General features: G+C 66.9%; 21 protein-coding genes and 1 pseudogene. 9 read left to right on the top strand and 13 right to left on the bottom strand.

The features are described from left to right. Positions 1 to 388 precede the first annotated feature (388 nt). Positions 389 to 1,477 (bottom strand): helix-turn-helix domain-containing protein, encoded by a 1,089-nt coding sequence (locus NS365_RS04310; RefSeq protein WP_058599051.1) that lies wholly within the window; start codon positions 1,475 to 1,477, stop codon positions 389 to 391. 347 nt (positions 1,478 to 1,824) lie between these two features. Next, a complete protein-coding gene (locus NS365_RS04305; RefSeq protein WP_058599050.1) occupies positions 1,825 to 2,082 on the bottom strand; it encodes a hypothetical protein in 258 nt (85 codons plus the stop codon). An 876-nt stretch (positions 2,083 to 2,958) separates the two neighbouring features. On the opposite strand from NS365_RS04305, the gene NS365_RS04300 reads away from it, so the two are divergent. After that, positions 2,959 to 3,435 carry a MarR family winged helix-turn-helix transcriptional regulator gene (locus NS365_RS04300; protein WP_058599049.1) on the top strand — a complete coding sequence of 159 codons (477 nt, stop codon included), beginning with the start codon at positions 2,959 to 2,961 and terminating at the stop codon, positions 3,433 to 3,435. A gap of 132 nt (positions 3,436 to 3,567) precedes the next feature. Here the strand turns inward: NS365_RS04300 and NS365_RS04295 are convergent, their stop codons facing one another. Next, the gene (locus tag NS365_RS04295) at positions 3,568 to 3,942 is read right to left on the bottom strand and encodes a response regulator (RefSeq protein ID WP_058599048.1); all 375 of its coding nucleotides are present in this window, start codon (positions 3,940 to 3,942) and stop codon (positions 3,568 to 3,570) included. A gap of 274 nt (positions 3,943 to 4,216) precedes the next feature. Then, positions 4,217 to 4,615: a MarR family winged helix-turn-helix transcriptional regulator gene (locus tag NS365_RS04290; RefSeq protein WP_244498354.1), complete on the bottom strand. Its 399-nt coding sequence runs from the start codon at positions 4,613 to 4,615 to the stop codon at positions 4,217 to 4,219. A 361-nt stretch (positions 4,616 to 4,976) separates the two neighbouring features. On the opposite strand from NS365_RS04290, the pseudogene NS365_RS25305 reads away from it, so the two are divergent. The 4 genes and pseudogenes from NS365_RS25305 to NS365_RS04270 form a co-directional block, all read left to right on the top strand. Next, positions 4,977 to 5,483, top strand: a pseudogene (locus NS365_RS25305) (chloride channel protein); the annotation flags it as partial. Positions 5,484 to 5,492: 9 nt separating this feature from the next. Then, positions 5,493 to 5,771: a CBS domain-containing protein gene (locus tag NS365_RS25300; RefSeq protein WP_430515411.1), complete on the top strand. Its 279-nt coding sequence runs from the start codon at positions 5,493 to 5,495 to the stop codon at positions 5,769 to 5,771. 341 nt (positions 5,772 to 6,112) lie between these two features. Continuing rightward, a complete protein-coding gene (locus tag NS365_RS04275; protein WP_058599045.1) occupies positions 6,113 to 7,009 on the top strand; it encodes a methylated-DNA--[protein]-cysteine S-methyltransferase in 897 nt (298 codons plus the stop codon). 65 nt (positions 7,010 to 7,074) lie between these two features. Continuing rightward, a complete protein-coding gene (locus NS365_RS04270) occupies positions 7,075 to 7,869 on the top strand; it encodes an endonuclease III domain-containing protein (RefSeq protein WP_244498353.1) in 795 nt (264 codons plus the stop codon). Positions 7,870 to 7,878: 9 nt separating this feature from the next. Here NS365_RS04270 and ppk2 read toward each other — a convergent pair whose 3' ends face one another. Both ppk2 and NS365_RS04260 read right to left on the bottom strand, forming a co-directional pair. Further along, positions 7,879 to 8,820 carry a polyphosphate kinase 2 gene (gene ppk2, locus NS365_RS04265; protein WP_058599044.1) on the bottom strand — a complete coding sequence of 314 codons (942 nt, stop codon included), beginning with the start codon at positions 8,818 to 8,820 and terminating at the stop codon, positions 7,879 to 7,881. Positions 8,821 to 8,919: 99 nt separating this feature from the next. After that, positions 8,920 to 9,825: an AraC family transcriptional regulator gene (locus NS365_RS04260; RefSeq protein WP_244498352.1), complete on the bottom strand. Its 906-nt coding sequence runs from the start codon at positions 9,823 to 9,825 to the stop codon at positions 8,920 to 8,922. A gap of 132 nt (positions 9,826 to 9,957) precedes the next feature. Here NS365_RS04260 and NS365_RS04255 point away from each other — a divergent pair, with 132 nt between their 5' ends. Then, positions 9,958 to 10,974 carry an aldo/keto reductase gene (locus NS365_RS04255; RefSeq protein ID WP_058599042.1) on the top strand — a complete coding sequence of 339 codons (1,017 nt, stop codon included), beginning with the start codon at positions 9,958 to 9,960 and terminating at the stop codon, positions 10,972 to 10,974. A 151-nt stretch (positions 10,975 to 11,125) separates the two neighbouring features. Here the strand turns inward: NS365_RS04255 and NS365_RS04250 are convergent, their stop codons facing one another. The 5 genes from NS365_RS04250 to NS365_RS04230 all read right to left on the bottom strand — a co-directional run bounded on the left by NS365_RS04250 (position 11,126) and on the right by NS365_RS04230 (position 16,114). Then, positions 11,126 to 11,533 (bottom strand): DUF4864 domain-containing protein, encoded by a 408-nt coding sequence (locus NS365_RS04250; RefSeq protein WP_058599041.1) that lies wholly within the window; start codon positions 11,531 to 11,533, stop codon positions 11,126 to 11,128. Positions 11,534 to 11,691: 158 nt separating this feature from the next. Then, positions 11,692 to 12,312 carry a 2,3-bisphosphoglycerate-dependent phosphoglycerate mutase gene (locus tag NS365_RS04245; RefSeq protein ID WP_058599040.1) on the bottom strand — a complete coding sequence of 207 codons (621 nt, stop codon included), beginning with the start codon at positions 12,310 to 12,312 and terminating at the stop codon, positions 11,692 to 11,694. A gap of 61 nt (positions 12,313 to 12,373) precedes the next feature. After that, a complete protein-coding gene (gene dapB, locus NS365_RS04240) occupies positions 12,374 to 13,177 on the bottom strand; it encodes a 4-hydroxy-tetrahydrodipicolinate reductase (protein ID WP_058599135.1) in 804 nt (267 codons plus the stop codon). A gap of 8 nt (positions 13,178 to 13,185) precedes the next feature. Beyond that, positions 13,186 to 15,021, bottom strand: a complete 1,836-nt coding sequence (locus NS365_RS04235; RefSeq protein WP_244498351.1) for an ABC transporter ATP-binding protein — start codon at positions 15,019 to 15,021, stop codon at positions 13,186 to 13,188. Positions 15,022 to 15,091: 70 nt separating this feature from the next. Further along, positions 15,092 to 16,114, bottom strand: a complete 1,023-nt coding sequence (locus NS365_RS04230; protein WP_058599039.1) for a glucokinase — start codon at positions 16,112 to 16,114, stop codon at positions 15,092 to 15,094. Positions 16,115 to 16,255: 141 nt separating this feature from the next. On the opposite strand from NS365_RS04230, the gene NS365_RS04225 reads away from it, so the two are divergent. The 3 genes from NS365_RS04225 (at position 16,256) to bioB (ending at position 18,536) form a co-directional block, all read left to right on the top strand. Next, entirely contained in the window at positions 16,256 to 16,894 is a 639-nt protein-coding gene (locus NS365_RS04225; RefSeq protein WP_058599038.1) for a GntR family transcriptional regulator, read from the top strand. Positions 16,895 to 16,998: 104 nt separating this feature from the next. Then, a complete protein-coding gene (locus tag NS365_RS04220; protein WP_058599037.1) occupies positions 16,999 to 17,559 on the top strand; it encodes a biotin transporter BioY in 561 nt (186 codons plus the stop codon). Continuing rightward, positions 17,556 to 18,536, top strand: a complete 981-nt coding sequence (gene bioB / locus NS365_RS04215) for a biotin synthase BioB (RefSeq protein ID WP_058599036.1) — start codon at positions 17,556 to 17,558, stop codon at positions 18,534 to 18,536. Before NS365_RS04220 ends, bioB begins: the two co-directional genes overlap by 4 nt. 16 nt (positions 18,537 to 18,552) lie before the next feature. Here bioB and mepA read toward each other — a convergent pair whose 3' ends face one another. Beyond that, complete coding sequence (gene mepA / locus NS365_RS04210; protein WP_058599133.1) at positions 18,553 to 19,647, bottom strand: penicillin-insensitive murein endopeptidase; 1,095 nt, start codon at positions 19,645 to 19,647, stop codon at positions 18,553 to 18,555. A gap of 216 nt (positions 19,648 to 19,863) precedes the next feature. Beyond that, positions 19,864 to 20,765: Gfo/Idh/MocA family protein (locus NS365_RS04205; RefSeq protein WP_058599035.1), on the bottom strand; the 902-nt coding region annotated here is incomplete at its 5' end.

The raw sequence follows: 20,765 nt of genomic DNA, 5'->3' as shown, positions 1-20,765 counted from the left end.
CAATCCGCACTTCGTTAAGAGACTATTAAAATACGGGAGCACAATGGATTGTCTTATGATGATCTTGGATAGGGTGTCATGCAGAGATGGGTGAAGACAATATTTCGATTCTATGCAAAATAGTACGCACGGAATTGAGTCCTCTATACTATATAAAACAGGGAATTCTTGGGAAGTGGGGCGCGAACGCCCTTGTGCGGCCGGCTCGATCGCCAGGCAAAGCCGCAAGGCACCTGTTGCCCCGTATCCTGGGGTTTCACGGTGGTGCATGAGGGCGAGCTTTTTCTGGGGATGATATCAGCTCCAGCGCGCCTGCAACAACGCAGCGGCAAGGTTGGCCAGGCCGCGCGGGTGTGTCGGGCGCATGATGCCCGACGCGCCGTCCGCCTCAGCCCTCGGCTGGCGGAAGGGCGCTCGACGCGCCATCGCGCGGCGGCGGCAGGATGGCGGGCTGAAGCTGAAGCCAGGCTTCGAACATCGTGCGCGTGTTGCCCAGCGTCGGCAGGCCCTTGCTGCGGGCCTCGCGCGGGGAGCAGCCGAAGCGGCGCCGGAACGCCTTGCTGAAGGAGGCCGTGCTGTCGAAGCCGAGCGCTTCGGCCAGTTCCCCCATGCTGCGGTGTTCTTCCGGATGGCGCAGGAGTGCGCAGGCCGTGTCCAGCCGGCGCGTCTGGATATAGCTGGAAATGCCGCCGAGCGGCGCGAAGGCGCGATACAGCGAGGAGCGGGGGATTTGCAGATCGCGCGCGATCGCCTCCGGCGTCAGCGCGTTCGAGGACAGGTTCTGCTCGATATGCCGCTCCACGCGGATGCGCAGCGTCGGGGTCATGGGCTCGCGCTCACGCTCCGGCAGGTGCCGGTCCTCGATCTCGCGCAGGGCGGCGGACACGAGGGCGAGCGTGCCGCGCCCCATGCTCGTCGCTTCGTCCTGCCCGAGCGAAGGCGCGTGGCGAGATAGGGCGCTCAGATGCGCCGCCAGAACATACGCGCTCGGGGAGGTCAATCGCTCTCCATGCAGCGGCGGGATCCGGCTCATGAGGCTCGACAGCGCTTCGCGCGGGACCACGAGGACGACAAACCGGCTCCACGAATGGGACAGGCGAAAGCCTTGTGACGATTCGAGGCAAAACAAATCGCCCGCACCGAGCGAGACGGGCTGGCCGCCGATCTCGCCCTCCCATTCGCCGCTCACGATATGGAACAGGCTGACATGGCCTTGAGGACCAGGGATCAACTGCTCTGCGGCCCGCGACAGGCAGGCGGGCGAGACATGGTTCGTGCAAAGAATGGACGAACCGATCAGCCAGGCGGAGACGTCGACAAAGATGTCATCGCACGCGTCGACGGTCAGTTCGGCTCGCAATTGCGCGATGGCCCCGCTCCACAAACGCAACGCCTCCTGCGCGGGGAGCCCCCGGCTGCTGATGCGAAGCGCCGGCAAAGCGTGGTTCATTGCCAGAGCGGTCTTGTTCTCCGACATCCTCTGCCTGACCCACCCGTTGCCCGACAACCCGATCGGCGAACCGACCCGTTGGGCAAGCCTGTTGCACTCTCCAGAGCCGGAGCGAATCCTCGCTGGGTCGGCCGATCGGATTTTCTTCGCTCGCCCGATGCGATCCTCGCGGCTCGCCCGGCCGCGAGGACTGTCGCGAATGCCCGACGATGCGCCCTCGCACCGACGGCGCTTCGCTTCCTGTCGTCGAACGAAAATCTCTCGACCATTCTCCGCTCGCAGGGGGCCCCGACCATTCGTCTGAGATCATGTTTCGCCCCTCGCGTGCAATCTGTCGAGAGCCGCCCGCGAGATGGATGAGGTCGACCGGCTTGTTACCTCGCGTGAAACGGACCATCGAGCGGAGCCTTGCCATCAACGATCTTTTGGCGCGCCTCCTCGTGCCGGTCCCGCAAGCTGGTGAAGCGCGGGTCGTGGCTCAAATCCTCACCGCTCTCGTTGCGGCGCGTCAGCCGGAGGAACTCCACGCTTTCATCGGCCGAGAGGCCCACGAAAACCTGCTCGCCCCGCTCGTTGATCGTGATGGCCCGCATGGCGCGCAGAAACTGTTCTTCGTCGGGTGTGAGGTCCATGTCGTTCCTTTCCGATCCTTCGCGCTGGGAAGATGGGGCCGTGGATTGCCCTGTCGCTCGAACGACGCGGGAGGAACCTCGTTCCGAATGGCCAAGCAGCGGCAGCCAAATGGCGCGATTCGTTTGGCCGGTCCAAAGGCGCTGCAGCCGGGGCGGCGTGATCGTGTTCGACCTTCGAAATGAAGCCCGACGCCTCGGCCGGGGGCTGAACCGACGCGCCATCCGGCACATGCAAGCCGCAAGTCCGCGCTATGGCGAGGGGCCGATCTTTCTGCGCAGTCCGATCCACCCGCGAACGCCTGCGCCGGGGGCGCAGCACGCAGTTTCACTGCGGGAGCGCGCTGACGCGGCTGTGGGTCATCCAGACGTCGCGTGGGTCGAAAGCGGGCGGCCGACAGGCCGAGGCCCGAGTCGATGCCCGAGGACGAAGACTATGGCCGCGACCCGATCGAACGCGCGTTGCCCCACGGGTACGCATCACCGACCATACCGGCTCACTTGGCTGCGACGGCGTGCAAGGAGCGATCTCGCTGCCGCTCGGCGCTTCGACACTAGAGGTCACCAGTCGTCCGTCGCATGAGATCCTGTCCTATTGTGATGGAACCCATCTGGTCGCCAACGCTTGGAAACATGCGGCAACAGCAACCGGAACGGTTTTGCAGCCCGCTTTGGCGCATGTTCGGCTCCTGAAAGCCGGCTCGGCGCGCACGCTCCGCTCGGATCAGAGCGGCTATCGTCACGACAGTCGAACTCACGAAGGCGTGAGTTAAATTTTCGCGTGACTGCAATGATTTCGAATATCGTCCCAATGCAGTCGACAGCTGTGTGGTGATTGCGGAATATTTCGGTCAAGACCCAGAATGGATGGCAATTGATATGGCAGAGTCCAATAGGAATACCATTCCCGACAATGATGTTGCCGGCGTCGATCTGCTTCAGCCTTTGATCGCCCTGTCCAAGTCGACCCGGCAACTCGTCTCGCTGAAGCTGGCGGAAACCGGCGTTATGGCCGGGCAGGATCAGCTTCTCGACGCGCTCGACCCGCGCGAGCAGCGAAGCATCTGCATGGTGGCCAACCACCTGTCCGTACGGCCATCGACGGTCTCCAAAATGCTGGACATTCTGGAGCGCCGGGGTTGGTGCCAGCGCGAGGCCGACGATGTCGACTTGCGCCGCACCTTCGTGCGTCTCACGCCGGAGGGCGAGCGGATTCGCCTCCATGTGCGTCGCGTCTGGGGCGAGGTGAACGCCGACCTGATGCGCCAATTGCCGTCCGACATGGTGTCGGACATGTCGGCGGCTCTGCATCAGGTGGAAGACGTGCTGATGACCCGTCTGTCCCGCCTGCGATAGCGAGAAGGGGCGGGCGTCTTTTTCCTGAACGGCCAGACGCCGTCGAGGCCGGCGGCAAAGCCGGATTGATCAGCAAGCGGGCCGGAAAAGACCGGACCCATCCGATCCGATTGTTCGAAAGGCTTCGAAGCATCAAATCCGGCTGAACAGCAGCTGGACCACATTGTCGGCTTCGGCCGGTTTGCGCAGCACCGGCGTGTCCTCGTATTCCTGCGGAATCATCCAATCGTCGTAGCCAGTGACGAAGATGATCGGGATGCCGATGGCCTTCAGGGCCTCGGCCACGGGAAAGACCTTCTCGCCCCCGAGATTGATGTCGAGAATGGCGGCGTCCACCACTTCGCCTCGCTCCACCAGCGCCAGCGCTGCGTCCACGGTCGGAACGGGGCCGACCACGATCCCATTGGAGGCTCGGATGGTCGCGCTCAATTCCTCGGCGGCATGATACTCGTCTTCGACGATCAGCACACGGCGCCCGGACAATTCGACGGTATTCGAAGCAAACATGCCTTGAGCTTGCGACCGTAGCCTCCCCCCTGTCAACGGAGGGTGAGGGGCTCGTTCGTGTGCCTCCTAGCGAAAATTCGAGCCGGTCGTCGCATCCATCCAGCACCGATCCGATCGGTCGCCCGCCTTGAATCTGGACCGCAGGGCAGGGGGGCGATCGCCCGTCTTCGCCTCGCCCAAAGGGGGAGCCGATGCAGCACAAGGCCAAGCCTCGACAACGACGCCCCTGGCGCAAAGCGCCCGCGCGCCAACCCGCGAGGGGCCTGCCCCGCTTCTAAAGCTTGCCCAGCATTTCGATCAGCAAAGGGCGAAGGCGCCGCAGTTCGTGGCGATGAGCGGCGGACAGGGTCTCGATCTTGTCCAGCCCATTCTGGGTGAGCGCGACACGGATGCGGCCTCGGTCGCTATCCTCGGCCTGGCGTTCCACCAGCCCTAGCCGCACCAGTCGATTCACCAGCCCCGTGGCGCTGTGCGGGCGAAGATCAAGCTGATCCGCCAGTTCCCCGACCGGCAGCGAGCGTTCGGCGGCGGCGCGAATGGCGAGAAGCGCCTGATGCGGCTGTGCCGTCAGCCCTGCCTCTGCGGCGGCTCCTTCGCTGAAACTCAGGAAGCTTCGCAAACTGCCGGCGGAACAGCGCCAGCGCGCGATAGTCCTCGTCGTCGATCGGATCACTCGAGCTCGCTCCATGCCACCGATCGCATTCTTGAGAAGTATCGTAGTGCGATAATTGGCCGCCTATGATCCCCTTCGCCCCGCTCCGCTTCTCATCCCCAACGGCCTTTCCGGCCCGGTCTCATTGCCGCGACTGGCCGATCACAGCGCCGACTGGCGAATGCTCGCTCTCTCCCTGATGGCGCTCGTCATCGGGACGGACGGCGCGGGTGCCGCATGGCTGCTCCTGAAGCTCATCGCGCTCGCCACCCATCTCGCCTGGTAGGGCGAATGGTCCTTTGCCGTGCAGGGCATCGTGCCGGCGACGGGTGGCCTTGCCACGGTGCTGGTGCCGGGCGCGGGCAGTCTGATCATCGGCCTCATGGCGCGTTTCGGGTCGGACAAGATTCGCGGGCACGGCATTCCCGAAGCCATCGAGGCCATTCTGTTCGGCCAAAGCCGTATGTCGCCCAAGGTCGCAGTGCTCAAGCCCCTGTCCTCGGCCGTCTCGATCGGCTCCGGCGGGCCGTTCGGCGCGGAAGGGCCGATCATCCTGACCGGGGGTGCGATCGGCTCGCTCTTTGCCCAATGCTTTCATCTCAGCGGCGCGGCGGCGGGCATGACGGCGATCTTCGGCACGCCCGTCGCGGCCATGCTCCTGGCAGTCGAGGTGCTGCTTTTCGAGTGGAAGCCGCGCAGCTTCGTGCCGGTGTCGGTCGCCGCCTTGACGGCCATCGCCTGGCGGCCTGCATGGATCGGCGCGGGGCCGATGTTCGTGCTCACCGCGCCCCTTGCGGGCGATGCCGCGATGCTGGCGGGCGTTGCCGCCGCCTTCTTCGCCAAGGTCGCGCATCGCGCCTATCCGGTGGTGGATGGCGAGGGGCGCGTTCTGGGGCTGGTGTCCCGCACTGACGCTTTGCGCTGGTCCCAAACGCCGCCTGAGGCCGACACGACCATTTGCGAACTCGTCGCCGACCATTCGCTTCACCGGGTTTCCCCCTTGCTGCCCGTCGACCGCGCCGCCGAGCTGATGCTCGCCGAAGAGATCGGTCGCCTGCTTGTGGTGGACGACGAAGGCCGCCTCATCGGCCTCCTGGCCCGCCGCGACCTCCTACGCGCCCGCGCCGACTACCGCCGCGACGAACGCGACAGATCCCGTTTCGCAGGGATGGCGTGACGGCAAGGGGCAGGCGGTTGGAAGGGAGGGAGGGCGGTGCCGAGCGGAAGTCGGGGAAGGCACGCAATAGAGACTGGGACTCCTGCAAGGAATTGTGACGAGGTCGACGCTGTGCTTCCCGGTCGTGACAGGAATGCAGGGTGCCGGTGGCTCGTGTCCTGTTCCGGCCAGTAGAGTATCGCCCGCGAAACGATGTCCAGCGCGGGGTCGCCTGCGCTTGTCGATCCGAAGCGCGATCGGTCTCTGTGCAACAGACGCTGCGGTGGGCCGATCTCTGGGAAAAACGGGTGGTCTCGCGGGGCGGGGCGGGCCATGCTGCGGCCTCGAAAGGAGCCCGACCCATGACCCTCCATGCGCCAATCGCGCCGCGTCCCGCCTTCGAGGAGGTTCCGCCCCCCGGCGATTATGCGCTCGTACGGCGCACGATCGAGTTCATCTCGCGGGAATATCGCTCGCAGCCGAGCCTGTGCGAAGTGGCCGAAGGTGTGGGCGCGCCGGAGGCCGAGCTGGAGGCCGCGCTGCGGCGCTGGGCGGGGCTCAGCCCCAAGGCCTTTCTTCAGGCGGTCACGCTGGATCACGCGCGTCGGCTTCTGGCCGAAGGGCTTCCGCTTCTGGACGCCGCAATCGAGGTCGGGCTCAGTGGGCCGTCCAGGCTGCATGATCTGTTCGTCAAGCATGAGGCCATGAGCCCAGGCGCTCATAAGGCCAAGGGCGAAGGACTGGCGCTGCGCTACGGCTTTGCCGACGGGCCGTTCGGGCGCACGCTGGCTGTCTGGACCGAGCGAGGGCTGGCCGGGCTCGCCTTCAGCGACGAGGAGCGGGGCGGGGACGCGCACGCGCTGGCCGATATGCTCGGCCGCTGGCCGAAGGCGCAGGCCGAGCGGGACGATGCGGGCGCGGCCGATCATGTCGCGCGCGTCTTCTCGCCGGCGCGCTGGCGGGGCGACCAGCCGCTGCGCATCGTCTTGATCGGTACGGATTTCGAAGTGCGTGTCTGGCAGCGCCTTCTCGACATTCCGCTGGGATGCGCCGACACCTATTCCAGCGTCGCGCGGGACATCGGCGCGCCGCAGGCCTCGCGCGCGGTGGGCGCGGCTGTCGGGCGCAATCCCCTGTCCTTCGTGGTGCCGTGCCACCGCGTGGTCGGCAAGTCGGGCGCGCTGACGGGCTACCATTGGGGGCTGACGCGCAAGCGCGCCATGCTGGGCTGGGAGTTCGGCCTGCGCCACCCCGACTGATCGCCGCAGCGCGGAACTCATTGGCTGACCAAGCGTCCCTTCTGCCAGGTGAAGGGAGCGATGCGATGGGCAAGGCGGCGGGCGACACACGGGCGGACATGCCGAAAGCGCGCGGCGACGCGCGGACATCCTCCGCGCCGAAGGGCAAGCCGCAGCGCGCCGTATCGGAGACTCGCGAACTGCGCGCGCCCATGGACGCAGCCGAGCGCGAGGAGACATTTCGTCGCCTCGCCGCGCACATGCCCGGTCGCACGCCGACCGCCAAGGGGCCGAAGGATCAGCCCGACCCGTTCCGGTCCGTCGTGTCCTGTCTTCTTTCGGCGCAGAGCCGGGATGTGAACACGGCCGCCGCCGTGACCGCGCTGTTCCAACTCGCCCGGACGCCGGACGACATGCTTCGTCTGAGCGAGGCCGAGATCGCGGCGGCCATCAAGCCCTGCGGCCTCTACAACATGAAAGCCCGCAGCATCCGCCGGCTCTGCCATGCCTTGATCGAGGAGCATGATCGCGTGGTGCCGCAAACGCGCGAAGGGCTCATGGGCCTGCCCGGCATCGGGCGCAAATGTGCCGACATCGTCATGAGCTTCACCTTCGACGAGGACGTGATCGCCGTCGATACGCATGTCTTCCGCGTCTGCAACCGCACCGGCATCACGCAGGAGCGCACCGCCGACAAGACGGCCGCCGCGCTGGAGCGCGACGTGCCGGACTGGGCGCGCCGCGACGGCCATTTCTGGCTGATCCAGTTCGGCAAGAGCGTCTGCCTCTCGCGCCGCCCGCGCTGCGAGAGCTGCTTCCTGAACGATCTCTGCCGGGCGTTCTCCGCGACGGGCGGGGTGGTGCCCCCACCCTCCGCATGAGGCGCAGCGTCAAAAGCGCTGCGGCACGTAAAGCTCGCTCGGCAGGGTCTGGCGCTCGTATTCGGGATTGAACACGCGCTCGGGCAGCGTGATCTCGTCGTAGGGCACGCCCTCATAGGGGATCAGGCTGAGGAGGTGGTTGATGCAGTTGAGGCGGGCGCGCTTCTTGTCGTTGCCTTCCACGATGTACCAGGGCGCTTCGGGAATGCTCGTGCGCGCGAACATTTCTTCCTTGGCCTTGGTATATTGCTCCCAGCGCACGCGGGATTGAAGGTCCATCGGCGAGAGCTTCCACTGCTTGAGCGGATCGTGGACGCGCATCATGAAGCGCATCTGCTGCTCTTCGTCGGTGATCGAGAACCAGTATTTGACGAGACGGATGCCCGAGCGGGCCAGCATCCGCTCGAATTCCGGCACGTCATGGAAGAACTGCTCGACCTCGTTGGGCTTGGCAAAGCCCATGACGCGCTCGACGCCGGCCCGGTTGTACCAGGAGCGGTCGAACAGGACGATCTCGCCGCCCGCCGGCAGATGCGGCACATAGCGTTGGAAATACCATTGCGTCTTTTCGCGGTCGCTCGGCGCGGGCAGCGCGACGACGCGCACGATGCGCGGGTTGAGCCGCTGTGAAATGCGCTTGATGACGCCGCCCTTGCCGGCCGCGTCGCGCCCTTCGAACAGGACGACGACCTTTTCCTTGTGGTGGGCGACCCAGTTCTGGAGCTTGATCAACTCGGACTGAAGACGCAGCAGCTCGCGGAAATACACGAGACGGTCGAGCGCGTTCGGGTGGGACTTCTTGTAGATCTTGGTGAGTTCGTCGCTGAGAGACGGCGGCGAGAGTTCCAGTTCGAAATCTTCGTCCAGCACATCCTCGATTTCGGCGCGCAGCCAATCGTCCGCGCCATTGCGCGCGGCGAAACCGTCGAGAGTCCTGTCTTCGTTGCTCATGCGGCCGGTCGCTTTCGTCTGGGCTGTTCGCTGAGGACGCACCATGCCGCAATTCGATGACAGCTGTTTGGCGGGTAAAATCGTTAGCCGGCAAGAGGTTCAGGGGAGCGCGGGCTCCGGCGCGAAGCGCGCGCGGATGGCCGCGCCGTCGCGCGCCGGCGGATTGCCGAACAGGCGGCGATAGTCGCGGCTGAACTGCGAGGGACTCTCGTAGCCGATGGCATAGCCGACGCTCGCGACCTCCTCCGCTCTCATCAGCCGCCGACGCGCCTCCTGAAGGCGCACGAGCTTCTGAAACTGGACCGGCGTCATGGTCGTCACCGCCTTGAAATGCCGATGGAAGCTGGGAACGCTCATGCCGGCCAGCCGGGCGAGATCCTGAACCCGAAGGCTCTGCGCATAATGCGCGCGGATATGGGCGCAGGCCCGGCCGACCCGCGCGCCGTGGCTGTCGCGCGCGCCCATCTGAGCGAGCGCCGCGCCGAGCGGGCTATGAAGCAAGCGCCAGACGAGCTCGCGCCGGATCAGCGGTACGAGAACCGGCGCATCTCGCGGTTGGTCCAGGCATTCCAGAAGCCGCCTGATCGGATCGCACAGGGACGGGTCCACCCGGCCCGCCGCCAGCGCCGCGAAGGGCGCGGCCGGCGCGGGCGCGATTTCGGCCTCGGCGACCAGTGCGGTCACGTCCTCCGGCGGAAGGGCGAAGCTCAGCGCGAGATAGGGCTCGGCCGGGCTCGCCGCCACGATGCGGGCGGAGACCGGAACGTCCACCGAGGCGATCAGGCCTTCGCCCGCGCGGTAGCGATAGGTGTCGGGGCCGAGCGTCGAGAGCTTGGCCCCCTGCACGACGAGGCAGAAGGAGGGGCCGTAGACCGAGCGGATGATACCGCTCGGGCCCTCCGCACGGTTGAGAAGCAGGCCTTTGATCGACGTTTCGCGCCCATGGCGCAGAAACTGGCGTTCGAGAAGCGGCGCGAGGTCGGTCATGCCCGTGAGTGTACGCACGAGGCCGCAAAACGCCATCGCCCCCGAGCGGGTTTGAGAGGATCGGGCAAGAGGCTGAGAGGATCGGCCGGAGGCAAAGGCGACCCCGCGCCTTAGGTTCGGCCCATCGCCACGCTTTCAAGGAGATGATCCATGCGGATGCGACAGCTCGGCCATAGCGGCCTCTTCGTTTCGGAACTGTGCCTGGGCACCATGACCTTCGGCGGCAACGAGGGCATGTGGAGCCAGATCGGCCGGCTCGGGCAGGACGAGGCCGACGCGCTGGTGAAGACGGCGCTGGATGCCGGCATCAATTTCATCGACACGGCCAATGTCTATGCGGGCGGCGAAAGCGAGCGCATTCTCGGCCGCTCCCTGTCCAATCTCGGTGTCGCGCGGGACGATGTCGTGGTGGCGACCAAGGTGCTGGGGCCGATGGGTGCGGGGCCGAACGCGCGCGGCGCCTCGCGCTCGCATATCCTCTCCCAATGCAAGCAGAGCCTCCAGCGGCTGGGGCTCGACCATATCGACCTCTACCAGATCCATGGTTTCGACAAAGCGGTGCCGATTGACGAGACCCTGGAAGCGCTGGATACGCTCGTGCGCCACGGGCATGTGCGCTATCTCGGCTTGTCCAACTGGGCAGCCTGGCAGGTGATGAAGGCGGTCGGCATCGCCGAGATGCGCCGGCTCGCGCCCATTCTCTCCCTTCAAGCCTATTACACGCTGGTCGGGCGCGATCTCGAACGCGACATTGCGCCCATGCTTCAGTCCGAGGGCATCGGTCTCATGGTCTGGAGCCCGCTGGCCGGTGGCTATCTCTCGGGCAAATATGACGGCGAGGGCACCGGCGCGGACGGGCGGCGCGCCACGTTCGACTTCCCGCCCGTAGACCGCACGCGCGGCAGCGCCGTAATTTCGGCGATGCGCGAGGTGGCCGACGCCCGGGGCTGCACAGTGGCGCAGGTGGCGCTCAGCTGGCTGCTGCACCAGAGCGTGGTGACCAGCGTCATCATCGGAGCCCGGCGGCCGGAGCAGCTCTCCGACAATATCGGCGCGACGAAAGTTGAATTGAGCGCGGACGATCTCGCCAAGCTCGACGCCGTGTCGCGCCTGCCGGCCGAATATCCCGGCTGGATGCTGGAGCGCCAAGGGGCCTATCGCGACTGAGGTCGAAGCGGAGGGGCGTGTTGCGCCCCTTCTCGCTTTCCGAAGGCGCTGCGGTCTGTCGAGGGGGCGAAAGGTTCTTCGGCCGAGCCTATATCGCATGCCGCGCCGACGCGGGACACGAGGGGGAAAGGCGTTGCCGACCGGAGGGTCGTCAGGCTCCGATGTCGTTGCCCTTGCGCATCTGGCAGCCGGTGATCTTCAGCGAGCCGTCCGGCTGGCGCTCCAGCGTGTAGCTGGCGATCCAGCTCTGCCCCTTGGCATCCGACAGGTAGACCTCCTGCCGCAGCCCGGCCCCCTCGGCCTTCAGCGCGCCGAAGGTGACGTTGCCGGCGCGGTGAACGGCGGGATAGGCCTGCGCCACCATGCTCAGGAAAATCTCGGGCGAGGGAAAGAGGCGCTGGATATTGGGCGCGGCGAAGGAATAGGCCCGCGCTCCATCGTCGGCGCGAAAGGCTTCGAGCTGCCCGCCGATCGTGGCGCGGGCATCGCTGCCATCATCCGCCAGCGCCGGATGAGCGAGGGCGACCAAGGCAAGTAAACCGAGGAGAACGCGGCGCATGCGATGCCTCCTTCCAAGGGAAGGCATCAGCATCCGTTCAGAATGTCGATCCCGCAAGCGCCAAGTTGACGCGGCGGAGAAGAAGGGCGGCACCGAGGCGCCACCCCACTGTCTGTTCGTGATGCCCACCCCGCTGAAGCGGGCGAGCTTCGTGACGGTCAGCCCGCCAGAACTTCCTTGGAAGCGACGGTGGAATCGGCGTTCAGCTTGTAGACGATGGGCACGCCCGTCGCGAGTTCCTGCGCCACGATCTCCTCGCCCGTCAGGCCGTCCAGCGCCATGATGAGGGCGCGCAGCGAGTTGCCATGGGCCGCGACGATCACCGTGCCGCCGGACAGGACATGCGGCTGAATGCGGTGGATGTAGTAGGGCCAGACGCGCGCGCCCGTGTCCTTCAGCGACTCGCCGCCCGGAGGCGGCACGTCATAGGAGCGGCGCCAGACATGGACCTGATCCTCGCCCCACTTGGCGCGGGCGTCGTCCTTGTTGAGGCCCGACAGGTCGCCATAGTCGCGCTCGTTCAGAGCCTGATCGCGGATCGTCTCCAAACCCTCCTGGCCGAGTTCGCCCTGGATGAGCTTCAGCGTGCGCTGGGCGCGGGAGAGGGCGCTGGTGAAGGCGATGTCGAACTGGAGTCCGGCCGCCTTGAGGCGCTGGCCGGCGGCCTTGGCCTCTTCCACGCCGAGCTCCGTCAGGTCCGGGTCGCGCCAGCCGGTGAAGAGGTTCTTGAGGTTCCAGTCGCTCTGGCCGTGGCGGACGAGCACGAGGGTGCGGGACATGAAGGCGAACTCCCTTGGGTGAACGTATGATGTGGACGAGAGGTGGAAAACCTGTGGAGCGTCAGAAGCCGAGCACCTGACGCATCGAATAAAGACCCGGCGACTGACCCCTGGCCCAGAGTGCGGCGCGCACGGCCCCGCGCGCGAAGATGGCGCGATCCTCCGCCCGGTGGCTCAGCTCGATGCGCTCGCCCTCGCCGGCGAGGATCACCTGATGATCGCCCACCACCGAGCCGCCGCGCAGCGTGGCAAAGCCGATCGTGCCGGCCTCGCGCGGGCCGGTATGGCCATCGCGCACCCGCACGGACTGTTCCTTCAAGGCGATCTCACGCCCCGCCGCCGCAGCCTCGCCCAGAAGCAGCGCCGTGCCGGACGGTGCGTCCACCTTGTGGCGGTGGTGCATTTCGAGGATTTCGACGTCGAACGCGTCGGGCCCCAAGGCGCGCGCCGCCTGCTCGGCCAGAACGGCGAGAAGATTGACGCCGAGACTCATATTGCCGGACTTGACGATCCGCGCGCCGGCCTGCGCCGCTCGCGCGATCGCGGCATCGTCGCTTTCCGAGCAGCCGGTCGTGCCGATGATATGGACCAGCCCGCGCCGGGCGGCGTCGTGGGCCACCGCAACGCTGGAGGCCGGGGCGGTGAAGTCGATCACGCCGTCCGCTGCGTCCAAGGCGGCCGCCAGGTCGCTGGAGACGGGAATGCCGAGATGGCCTGCCCCGGCGAGTTCCCCGGCGTCGTTGCCAAGCGCCAGCGAGCCCTCGCGCTCGATCGCGGCGGAAAGCTTCGCGCCTTCGGTTTCCTTGACGACGCGCACCAGCGTGCGGCCCATGCGCCCGGCGGCGCCCAGGATCACCAGCTTCATCGGCTCGCTCATGGCAAGGTCTCCGTTTCGATGGTTTGCGATGCGTCCGCCCCGCCCTGGAACCCGTGCAGACGGGCATAGAGGCCGTTCGGCCGGGTCAGAAGCTCCTGATGCGTCCCGCTTTCGGCGATCCGGCCGCGATCCACGACAAGGATCTGGTCCGCGCCGACGATGGTGGACAGGCGATGGGCGACGACGATGACGGTGCGGTCGCGCATCGCGGTTTCCAGCGCGCGCTGCACCAGGACTTCCGAGCGCGTGTCGAGCGCCGAGGTCGCCTCATCGAGAAGCAGGATCGGCGCGTCGCGCAGGAGGGCGCGGGCGATCGACAGGCGCTGGCGCTGGCCGCCCGAAAGCGTCACGCCGTTTTCGCCGACGGGCGTCTCGTAGCCGAGCGGCTGGGTGAGGATGAACTCCTCGGCCTGCGCCTTGCGCGCGGCGTCCTCCACCTCGGCGTCGGAGGCTTCCGGCCGGCCGAAGCGGATATTGTCGCGGATCGAGCCCTCGAACAGGACGGGGCTCTGGGGCACATAGGCGATGGCCGAGCGCAGCGAATGCTTGGTGACGGTGGCGATATCCGTGCCGTCGATCAGGATGCGGCCCGAGGCGGTGTCGTAGAAGCGCTCGATCAGCGCGATGATCGTGGACTTGCCGCCGCCCGATGCGCCGACCAGCGCCGTGGTTCGGCCGGGGGGCGCGGTGAAGGAGAGTTCGCGCAAGACCGGCTCCTCGGCGTGATAGCCGAAGGTCACGGCGTCGAAGCGGATTTCGCCGCCCGCGACGGAAAGGGGCTTGGCATCCGGCGCGTCGGCCTGTCGCGGCGCCTCGTCCAGAATCTCGTAGATCATCTTGGCGTTCACGAGCGCCCGCTCCATCTGCACCTGAAGCTTGGCGAGGCGGCGCGCGGGGTCGTAGGCCAGAAGCAGCGCCGTGATGAAGGCGAACATCGAGCCCGGCGAATAGCCGTAGACGATGGAGCGATAGCCCGACCACGCGATCACGGCCGCCACCGCGATGCCGGCCACCGTCTCGGTGATCGGGCCGGAGCGCTCGGTGATGATGGCGATGCGGTTGGAGCGCTCTTCCGCCTTTTCGATCAGATCGTCGGTGCGCGCACGCAGGAGCTTTTCCATGGTGAAGGCCTTCACCACCTGAATGCCCTGCGCCGCTTCCTGCATGGAGCCGAGAACCCGGCTGTTGAGGTCGATCGACTGGCGCGTCGCCTTGCGCAGCTTGCGCGACAGGCGCGAGATCATGATAGCGATGGGCGGCCCGGCGGTCAGCGCGATCAGCGACAGCGCCCAGTCCTGCCAGATCATGGCGAAGATCAGGAAGATCAGTGTCAGGAGATCGCGCGCCAGAGACGTGACGGTCAGGTTCAGCGTGTCGCGAATGCCCGAAACGTTCTGATTGATGCGCGCGGCGAGCTGCGCCGAGCGCGTTTCGCCGAAGAAATCCACCGACAGTTCGGTGAGATGGGCAAACAGGCGGCGCTGGTAGCGCGCCACGACATCATTGCCGATCCGGGCCAGGATGACGCCCTGCCCATAGGAGGCGATGCCGCGCAGAAAGAAGGCGAAGAAGATCGCGAAGGGCAGCGTGAACAGCATGGCCCGATTGCCGGCGACGAAAATCTCGTCGATCACGTCGCGCATCACCCAGGCCATGAAGGCCGTGGTGAGCGCCACCACGACGAGGCACAGGGCCGCCACCGCGTAGCCGGCGAGATGCTCGCGCCCGTTTTCCGCGATCACGCGGCGAAGCAGATGGAGCGCCTCGCCCCGCTGACGGGGTTCGCTCAAGGAGAGAGTGGTCTTCGTCAAGGATCGGGCCGGCCGGTTCATCGTCGGCTCGCTCTATAGCCGCTGCCGCCGCTCCTGCCTACAGGCGCGGCGGTGCGGGGGATAAAGAGCGTCAGCGCGTCCAGCGCCGGTTGGTGGTCTCGAGCCCGTAGGAACGCGGGGCGCGGGCGAATGTGGCGAGCCCCGCCAGCGCCGCCAGCGGCAGCGTGATGGCATAGAGTGGCATGTCGCGTAAGAGCGCTTCGTGGGGCGCCTTGTCCTCGAAGGCGGCGCGCATGGCGGCGCGGTCGATATAGGGTGCGATGTGGCCGAAGATTCCGCCCGCGATGAAGACGCCGCCGCGCGCCATGAAGACGAGCGCCAGATCGCCGGCCACGCGCCCGAGATAGATGCCGAAGAGGCGGATGGCTTCGCGGGCCGTTTCGTCGCCCGCGCCGGCCGCCGCCGTGATCGATGCGGGGGAATGCGGCTGCACCTCGCGCCCGTCGGCGCGCCCGATGGCGTTGTAGAGATTGACGAGGCCGCGTCCGCACAGGATCTGCTCGGCCGAAACGCGCCCGCCGATCGTCTCCAGATAGGGCCAGATGGCGAGATCGCGCGCGCTGCGGGGGCCGAGGTCGATATGCCCGCCTTCGCCCGCTACGGGAATCCACATGCGCCGCGCCTTGACGAGTCCGGCGACGCCGAGGCCCGTGCCGGGGCCGACCACGACGCGCGCGCCGTCATGCGGTGTGCCGGCGGGGCCGATCGCCTCGCGGCCGGCGTCCGGCAGAGCCGAAACGGCGAGCGCCTGCGCTTCGAAATCGTTGACGAGCAGCACGTCCTCGAAGCCGAGATCCTCGATCAACCGGCGCGGGCGCACCACCCAATGGCAATTGGTCAGCTCGATTTCGTCGCCGCTGATCGGGCCGGCAATGGCGAGCACGGCCGAGCGCGGCTGGATCGAGGTCTTGTCGAGAACGGTCGCCTGGATCGCGTCGTCGATATTGGGGAAATCGGCGGTCTGGACGATCGGGAAGTTCTTCGGCTCGGCGAAGGCGTCCACCAGAAGGGCGAACCGGGCATTGGTGCCTCCGATGTCGCCGATCAGGATCGGAAACTTCAGGTTTTCGGCGGAATCGTGCGTCGGAGTCATGCCGGTCCGGTTTCAATCGTTTGAAGACGGGCCAGCCATAGCACCGCAGCGTTGCGGGAAAAAGGCGCTGTGTCGCAGCCCCGCGCGATGCGTCGCGGAGGGCGCATCGACGGGCCTGCTTTTATAGATTATCGCGCACGCATGAGCATTGCCAAAGACGACCCGCTGGCGGTCAGAATCAGTCGCGCGCTGGCCGAGCGCATCATTTCAGGCGCGATCGCGCCGGGCGTGAAGCTGCGGCAGGATCATGTGGCGCTGGAGTTCAACGCCAGCCATGTGCCGGTGCGCGAGGCCTTTCGACGGCTGGAGGCCCAGGGGCTTGTCGTCAGCGAGCCGCGCCGGGGCGTGCGTGTGGCCGGGTTCAGCCCAGCCGAAGTGCGGGAGGTCGCCGAGATGCGCGCGGCGCTGGAAAGCCTCGCGCTCCGCCACGCCTTTCCGCATCTGACGCGCTCGATCCTGGATGAGGCCGATAAGGCGGTGGAGGCGGGCGACCGGGCCGCGAATGTGCAGGCCTGGGAAGAGGCGAACCGCGCCTTTCACCGCACCATTCTCGCCCCCTGCGCCATGCCCCGTCTCCTGCAGACGATCGACGATCTTCAGGCCGCGAGCGCGCGCTTTCTGTTTTCCGGCTGGCGGGCGGAATGGGATGCGCCGACCGATCGCGATCACCGGGCCATTCTCCTCGCGCTCCGGGCCGGGGATGCCGAAAGCGCGGCCTCGACGCTGGCGCGGCATGTGCAGCGGATCGGGCAGGTGACGCACTCCAGAGGGCACACGTAGTACAACATATTTTATCTATTATTTTTAGAATGATTGAGCGAATCAGGGAATTCGTCTCATGATCGGGAGGCGACCCGCTAAAAATAATAGATAAAGAGGTTTCGATGGCGACCCCAGTCTCGTCCACGCATCCATCCCGGTTTGGCATCCTTCCCCAGCTTGTTGTGATTCCCGCAGGCGTCATCCTCATGACGCTGGCCGCGAAGGCGCAGATTCCCTTCTGGCCTGTGCCCATGACCTTGCACACGATGGCCGTGATGGGCTTTGCGCTGTTTCTAGGCCCTCGCTTGGCGGTCTCGATCTTTCTGGCCTATCTCGCGGCCGGTGCGGCGGGGCTGCCCGTCTTCTCCGGTACGCCCGAGCGCGGCATCGGCTTGGCCTATATGATGGGACCGACAGCGGGCTATCTCCTGGGCTTCCTTCTCGCTTCGGCCTTGGTCGGCCACTGGGCGGCGGGGCGCAAGTTCCTCGGGCGCTTTGGCGCCATGCTGGCCGGCCTCGCCCTCGTCTATGCCTGCGGCGCGGCTTGGCTCTCGCTTTTGGTGCCAGCGGACAAGATCCTGAGCGTCGGCGTCTGGCCGTTCGTGCCGGGCGATCTCCTCAAGATCGCGATCCTGGCGGTGGCAAGCCTTGCCCTGCCGCGCCGCGCGGACGTCCGTCGATGAGCGCCGATGGTGTGATCCGCCATGATTGGAGCGTGGAGGAGATCACCGTGCTTCTCGAAGCGCCGCTGCTCGATCTCGTCGGCCGGGCGCAGGCCGTGCACCGCGCCCATCACGATCCCGATCATGTCCAGCGCGCCAGTCTCCTGTCGATCAAGACGGGTGGCTGCCCGGAGGATTGTGCCTATTGCCCGCAATCGGCCCATCACCGCGAGGTCGAGCTGACGCGCGACCGTTTGATGGAGCCGGACAAGGTCATCGCCCTGGCGCAGACCGCCAAGGCGGCCGGAGCCTCGCGCTTCTGCATGGGCGCGGCCTGGCGCGAGGTGCGGGACGGGCGCGAGTTCGACGCGGTGGTGGAGATGGTGGAGGGCGTGCGCGCCCTCGGCATGGAAGCCTGCGTCACGCTCGGCATGTTGAAGCTCCATCAGGCCGAGCGCCTCGCGCGCGCCGGGCTCACCGCCTATAACCACAATCTCGACACCTCGCCCGAATTCTACGAGCGCATCATCTCGACGCGGACCTACCGCGACCGACTGGAGACCCTTGGCCTCGTTCGCAGAGCGGGGATCGAGCTGTGCTGCGGCGGCATCGTCGGCATGGGCGAGAGCGTGATGGATCGCGCCAGCCTGTTGCAGGTTCTGTCCGGCTTCGACCCGCACCCCGAAAGCGTGCCGATCAACGCGCTGGTGCCTGTGGAGGGAACGCCGCTGGCGGGTCGCGAGCGGATCGACGCGCTGGATCTCGTGCGCATGGTCGCAACGGCGCGGCTCGTCATGCCGAAGGCGCGGGTGCGCCTGTCGGCCGGCCGCTCGCAGCTCACCCGCGAGGCGCAGATCCTCTGCTTCCTCGCGGGGGCGAATTCCATCTTCTATGGCGAAACGCTGCTGACGACGCCCAATGCGGGTATCGGCGAGGACGCGGCGCTCTTCGCCGCGATCGGCCCTCAGGGGAGCGGCGCGGAGGCTGGAAGGCTCTGAACGGCTTTCGCCCGGCTCAACGGGCCGGGCGGAAACGGGGCATGGGCAATCCGCCGGGGGGCTCCCGCGCATAGGCCGGGGCGCTGGCGGAGGGGGCCAGAGGCGGCGGTGCCGGGCTCGCGATGGGCGCGGGCTGCGCGCCGTCGTCGAAATCGTCCGACATGGCGGCGGCGACGGGCGGCGGCTGTGGCAAGCTCGGGGCGGGCGAGGAGGCCATCACCGCGCCGCCCTTGGCCGCCGGCTGATTGAGCACGGCCGCGCAGGCCTTCGGGAGGGCCGCCATGAAGATCGGGGGCGGCTTCTTGTAGGGCTTGGCGTTGGGCGGGGGCGGGCGCAGCGCGACGTTGAACCACCAGTCGAGCTTATCGCAGCCATCGCCCTTGCCGGTCGATTCCTGTGACTGGCAATTGGGCGAGCCCGGCTGGCACGAGATGCGCACATGGAAATGATAATCGTGCCCGAACATCGGGCGCACCTTGTTGAGCCAGGCCCGGTCGCGCCCCGCCGTCTTGCAGAGCTGCTCCTTGATGCCGGGATGCACGAAGATGCGCTCCACCTCCGGCTCGCGCGCGGCGGTGCGGATGAGCTTCAGCATCTCGGGCCGCCAGCGCGACAGGTCGATCCGGTTGGTGCGCTTGTCGATCACCGAGGGCAGGGGCATCGTGTCGCGCTCGTGCGGCGAGAGGCGGCGCGTCGGCATCTCGGTCAGGTAGATGTCGGCGTCGAGGCCGATCTGGTGCGAGGCGTGGCCATCCTTCATCGGGCCGCCGCGCGGCTGCGCCATGTCCCCGAACAGAAGCCCGCGCCAATGCGCCTCGCGCGCGGCGTCGCCCGACAGGCGCTGGAGAAAGCGGATCATGGTCGGATGGGCGAAGGCGCGGTTGCGCGAAGGCTTCATGACCTGCCAGGTCGGCCCGTCCTTGGGCATTTCCATCGCGCCCGACAGGCAGCCCTTGGAATAGAAGCCGATGCTCTGCGGCGGGCCGGCGCTGGGGGTCGCTTCCGAGCCGAACAGTTCCTTGGCGGGCGTCTGCGCGCCGGCGGGGCCGGACAGGGCGGCAACCAGCCCGAGCGTTGCGAGCGACAGGCGCGAGCGAGAACCTGACAGCATGGGGCGTTCCTCCGGACGGCCGGCATCGGCCATGCCGGCTGGCAGAGCCAAGCCGGACGGATCGGCCGAAACTAAGGCAGATGAATGGACCGAAGCTGGAGCGCTCTGCTTGGTGCGGGGCAGGGCATGTCCGCCTAACGAAGGTCCGCCGCACAGCTCAAAGGTCTTGTTTCCCCGCCTTGTGCCTGCGGGGAAACCGCCTTTCGCAGGAAGAACTCAAACCCGGACGGCGGCGCCACCCGCTTCGCCGGAGCGGTAGAAGGCGTCGATTACGCGCTGGTTGAGGATGGATTCCTCCAGCGAGAACAGAGGCTCAGTGCCGCCTGCGACTTTCCGCGCGAAGGCTTCGGCCTGGAGGCGGTACTGATCCGCGGCGCCAAAGCGCGCCGTCTCCGAGCGCCCATGCGAGCGGTCGTGCCAATGCACGGCGGCCTGCGCGTAGAGCCCGGCATTGAAGGCCCCGTCTACCTCGATGAAACCCTCCGTGCCGTGGAACACCATGGTCTGGCGCGCGGCCATCTGGGTCGCGACATAGAAGGAGAGGCGGAAATCGGCAAAGTCCACCGAACAATCGGCGAAGCGATCCGTGCCGAAGGTCGGATCGCGCTCGATCGTGGCGCGGGCCGACACGGCCTCCGCGCCCGTCGAAAGTCGCGTGGTGACGACGGGGTAGACGCCGATGTCGGGAAGCGCGCCACCGCCGAGTTCCGGCTGATTGCGCATATTGGCGGGGTCGACATTGTAATAGGAGAAGGCCCCCTGCACATGGCAGAGGCGGCCGATGCGCCCGTCCGCGATCCATTCGCGCACCAGGGCCCATTGCGGGTGGTAACGCACCATGAAGGCTTCCGCCACCTCGACGCCCGCCTTGTCGCGCGCGGCGATCAGCGGTTCGATGGATTCGGCCTTCAGCGCCAGCGGCTTTTCCACCAGAACATGCTTGCCGGCCTCGATGGCGCGGCGCGCCCATTCCACATGCTGGCTGGTCGGGAGCGGAATATAGACCGCGTCCACCTCCGCGCTCTCCAGAAGCGCCTCGTAGGAGCCGAAGGCGTGGCGCGCGCCAAAATGCTCGGCCAGCGCTTGCGCCCGCGACAGGTCGCGGCTGGCGATGGCCG

Origin of the sequence: Aureimonas ureilytica, from assembly GCF_001475935.1 — a bacterium.
In the GTDB taxonomy this organism is placed as follows: Bacteria; Pseudomonadota; Alphaproteobacteria; order Rhizobiales; family Rhizobiaceae; genus Aureimonas; species Aureimonas ureilytica_A.
This window is presented reverse-complemented; position numbering and strand designations above follow the sequence as displayed.

Bases quoted from the DNA above. Each gene is read 5' to 3' on its own strand.
- NS365_RS04310 (WP_058599051.1), bottom strand. From the start codon at position 1,477: ATGTCGGAGAACAAGACCGCTCTGGCAATGAACCACGCTTTGCCGGCG.
- NS365_RS04305 (WP_058599050.1), bottom strand. From the start codon at position 2,082: ATGGACCTCACACCCGACGAAGAACAGTTTCTGCGCGCCATGCGGGCC.
- NS365_RS04300 (WP_058599049.1), top strand. From the start codon at position 2,959: ATGGCAGAGTCCAATAGGAATACCATTCCCGACAATGATGTTGCCGGC.
- NS365_RS04295 (WP_058599048.1), bottom strand. From the start codon at position 3,942: ATGTTTGCTTCGAATACCGTCGAATTGTCCGGGCGCCGTGTGCTGATC.
- NS365_RS04275 (WP_058599045.1), top strand. From the start codon at position 6,113: ATGACCCTCCATGCGCCAATCGCGCCGCGTCCCGCCTTCGAGGAGGTT.
- NS365_RS04270 (WP_244498353.1), top strand. From the start codon at position 7,075: ATGGGCAAGGCGGCGGGCGACACACGGGCGGACATGCCGAAAGCGCGC.
- ppk2 (WP_058599044.1), bottom strand. From the start codon at position 8,820: ATGAGCAACGAAGACAGGACTCTCGACGGTTTCGCCGCGCGCAATGGC.
- NS365_RS04255 (WP_058599042.1), top strand. From the start codon at position 9,958: ATGCGGATGCGACAGCTCGGCCATAGCGGCCTCTTCGTTTCGGAACTG.
- NS365_RS04250 (WP_058599041.1), bottom strand. From the start codon at position 11,533: ATGCGCCGCGTTCTCCTCGGTTTACTTGCCTTGGTCGCCCTCGCTCAT.
- NS365_RS04245 (WP_058599040.1), bottom strand. From the start codon at position 12,312: ATGTCCCGCACCCTCGTGCTCGTCCGCCACGGCCAGAGCGACTGGAAC.
- dapB (WP_058599135.1), bottom strand. From the start codon at position 13,177: ATGAAGCTGGTGATCCTGGGCGCCGCCGGGCGCATGGGCCGCACGCTG.
- NS365_RS04235 (WP_244498351.1), bottom strand. From the start codon at position 15,021: ATGAACCGGCCGGCCCGATCCTTGACGAAGACCACTCTCTCCTTGAGC.
- NS365_RS04230 (WP_058599039.1), bottom strand. From the start codon at position 16,114: ATGACTCCGACGCACGATTCCGCCGAAAACCTGAAGTTTCCGATCCTG.
- NS365_RS04225 (WP_058599038.1), top strand. From the start codon at position 16,256: ATGAGCATTGCCAAAGACGACCCGCTGGCGGTCAGAATCAGTCGCGCG.
- NS365_RS04220 (WP_058599037.1), top strand. From the start codon at position 16,999: ATGGCGACCCCAGTCTCGTCCACGCATCCATCCCGGTTTGGCATCCTT.
- bioB (WP_058599036.1), top strand. From the start codon at position 17,556: ATGAGCGCCGATGGTGTGATCCGCCATGATTGGAGCGTGGAGGAGATC.
- mepA (WP_058599133.1), bottom strand. From the start codon at position 19,647: ATGCTGTCAGGTTCTCGCTCGCGCCTGTCGCTCGCAACGCTCGGGCTG.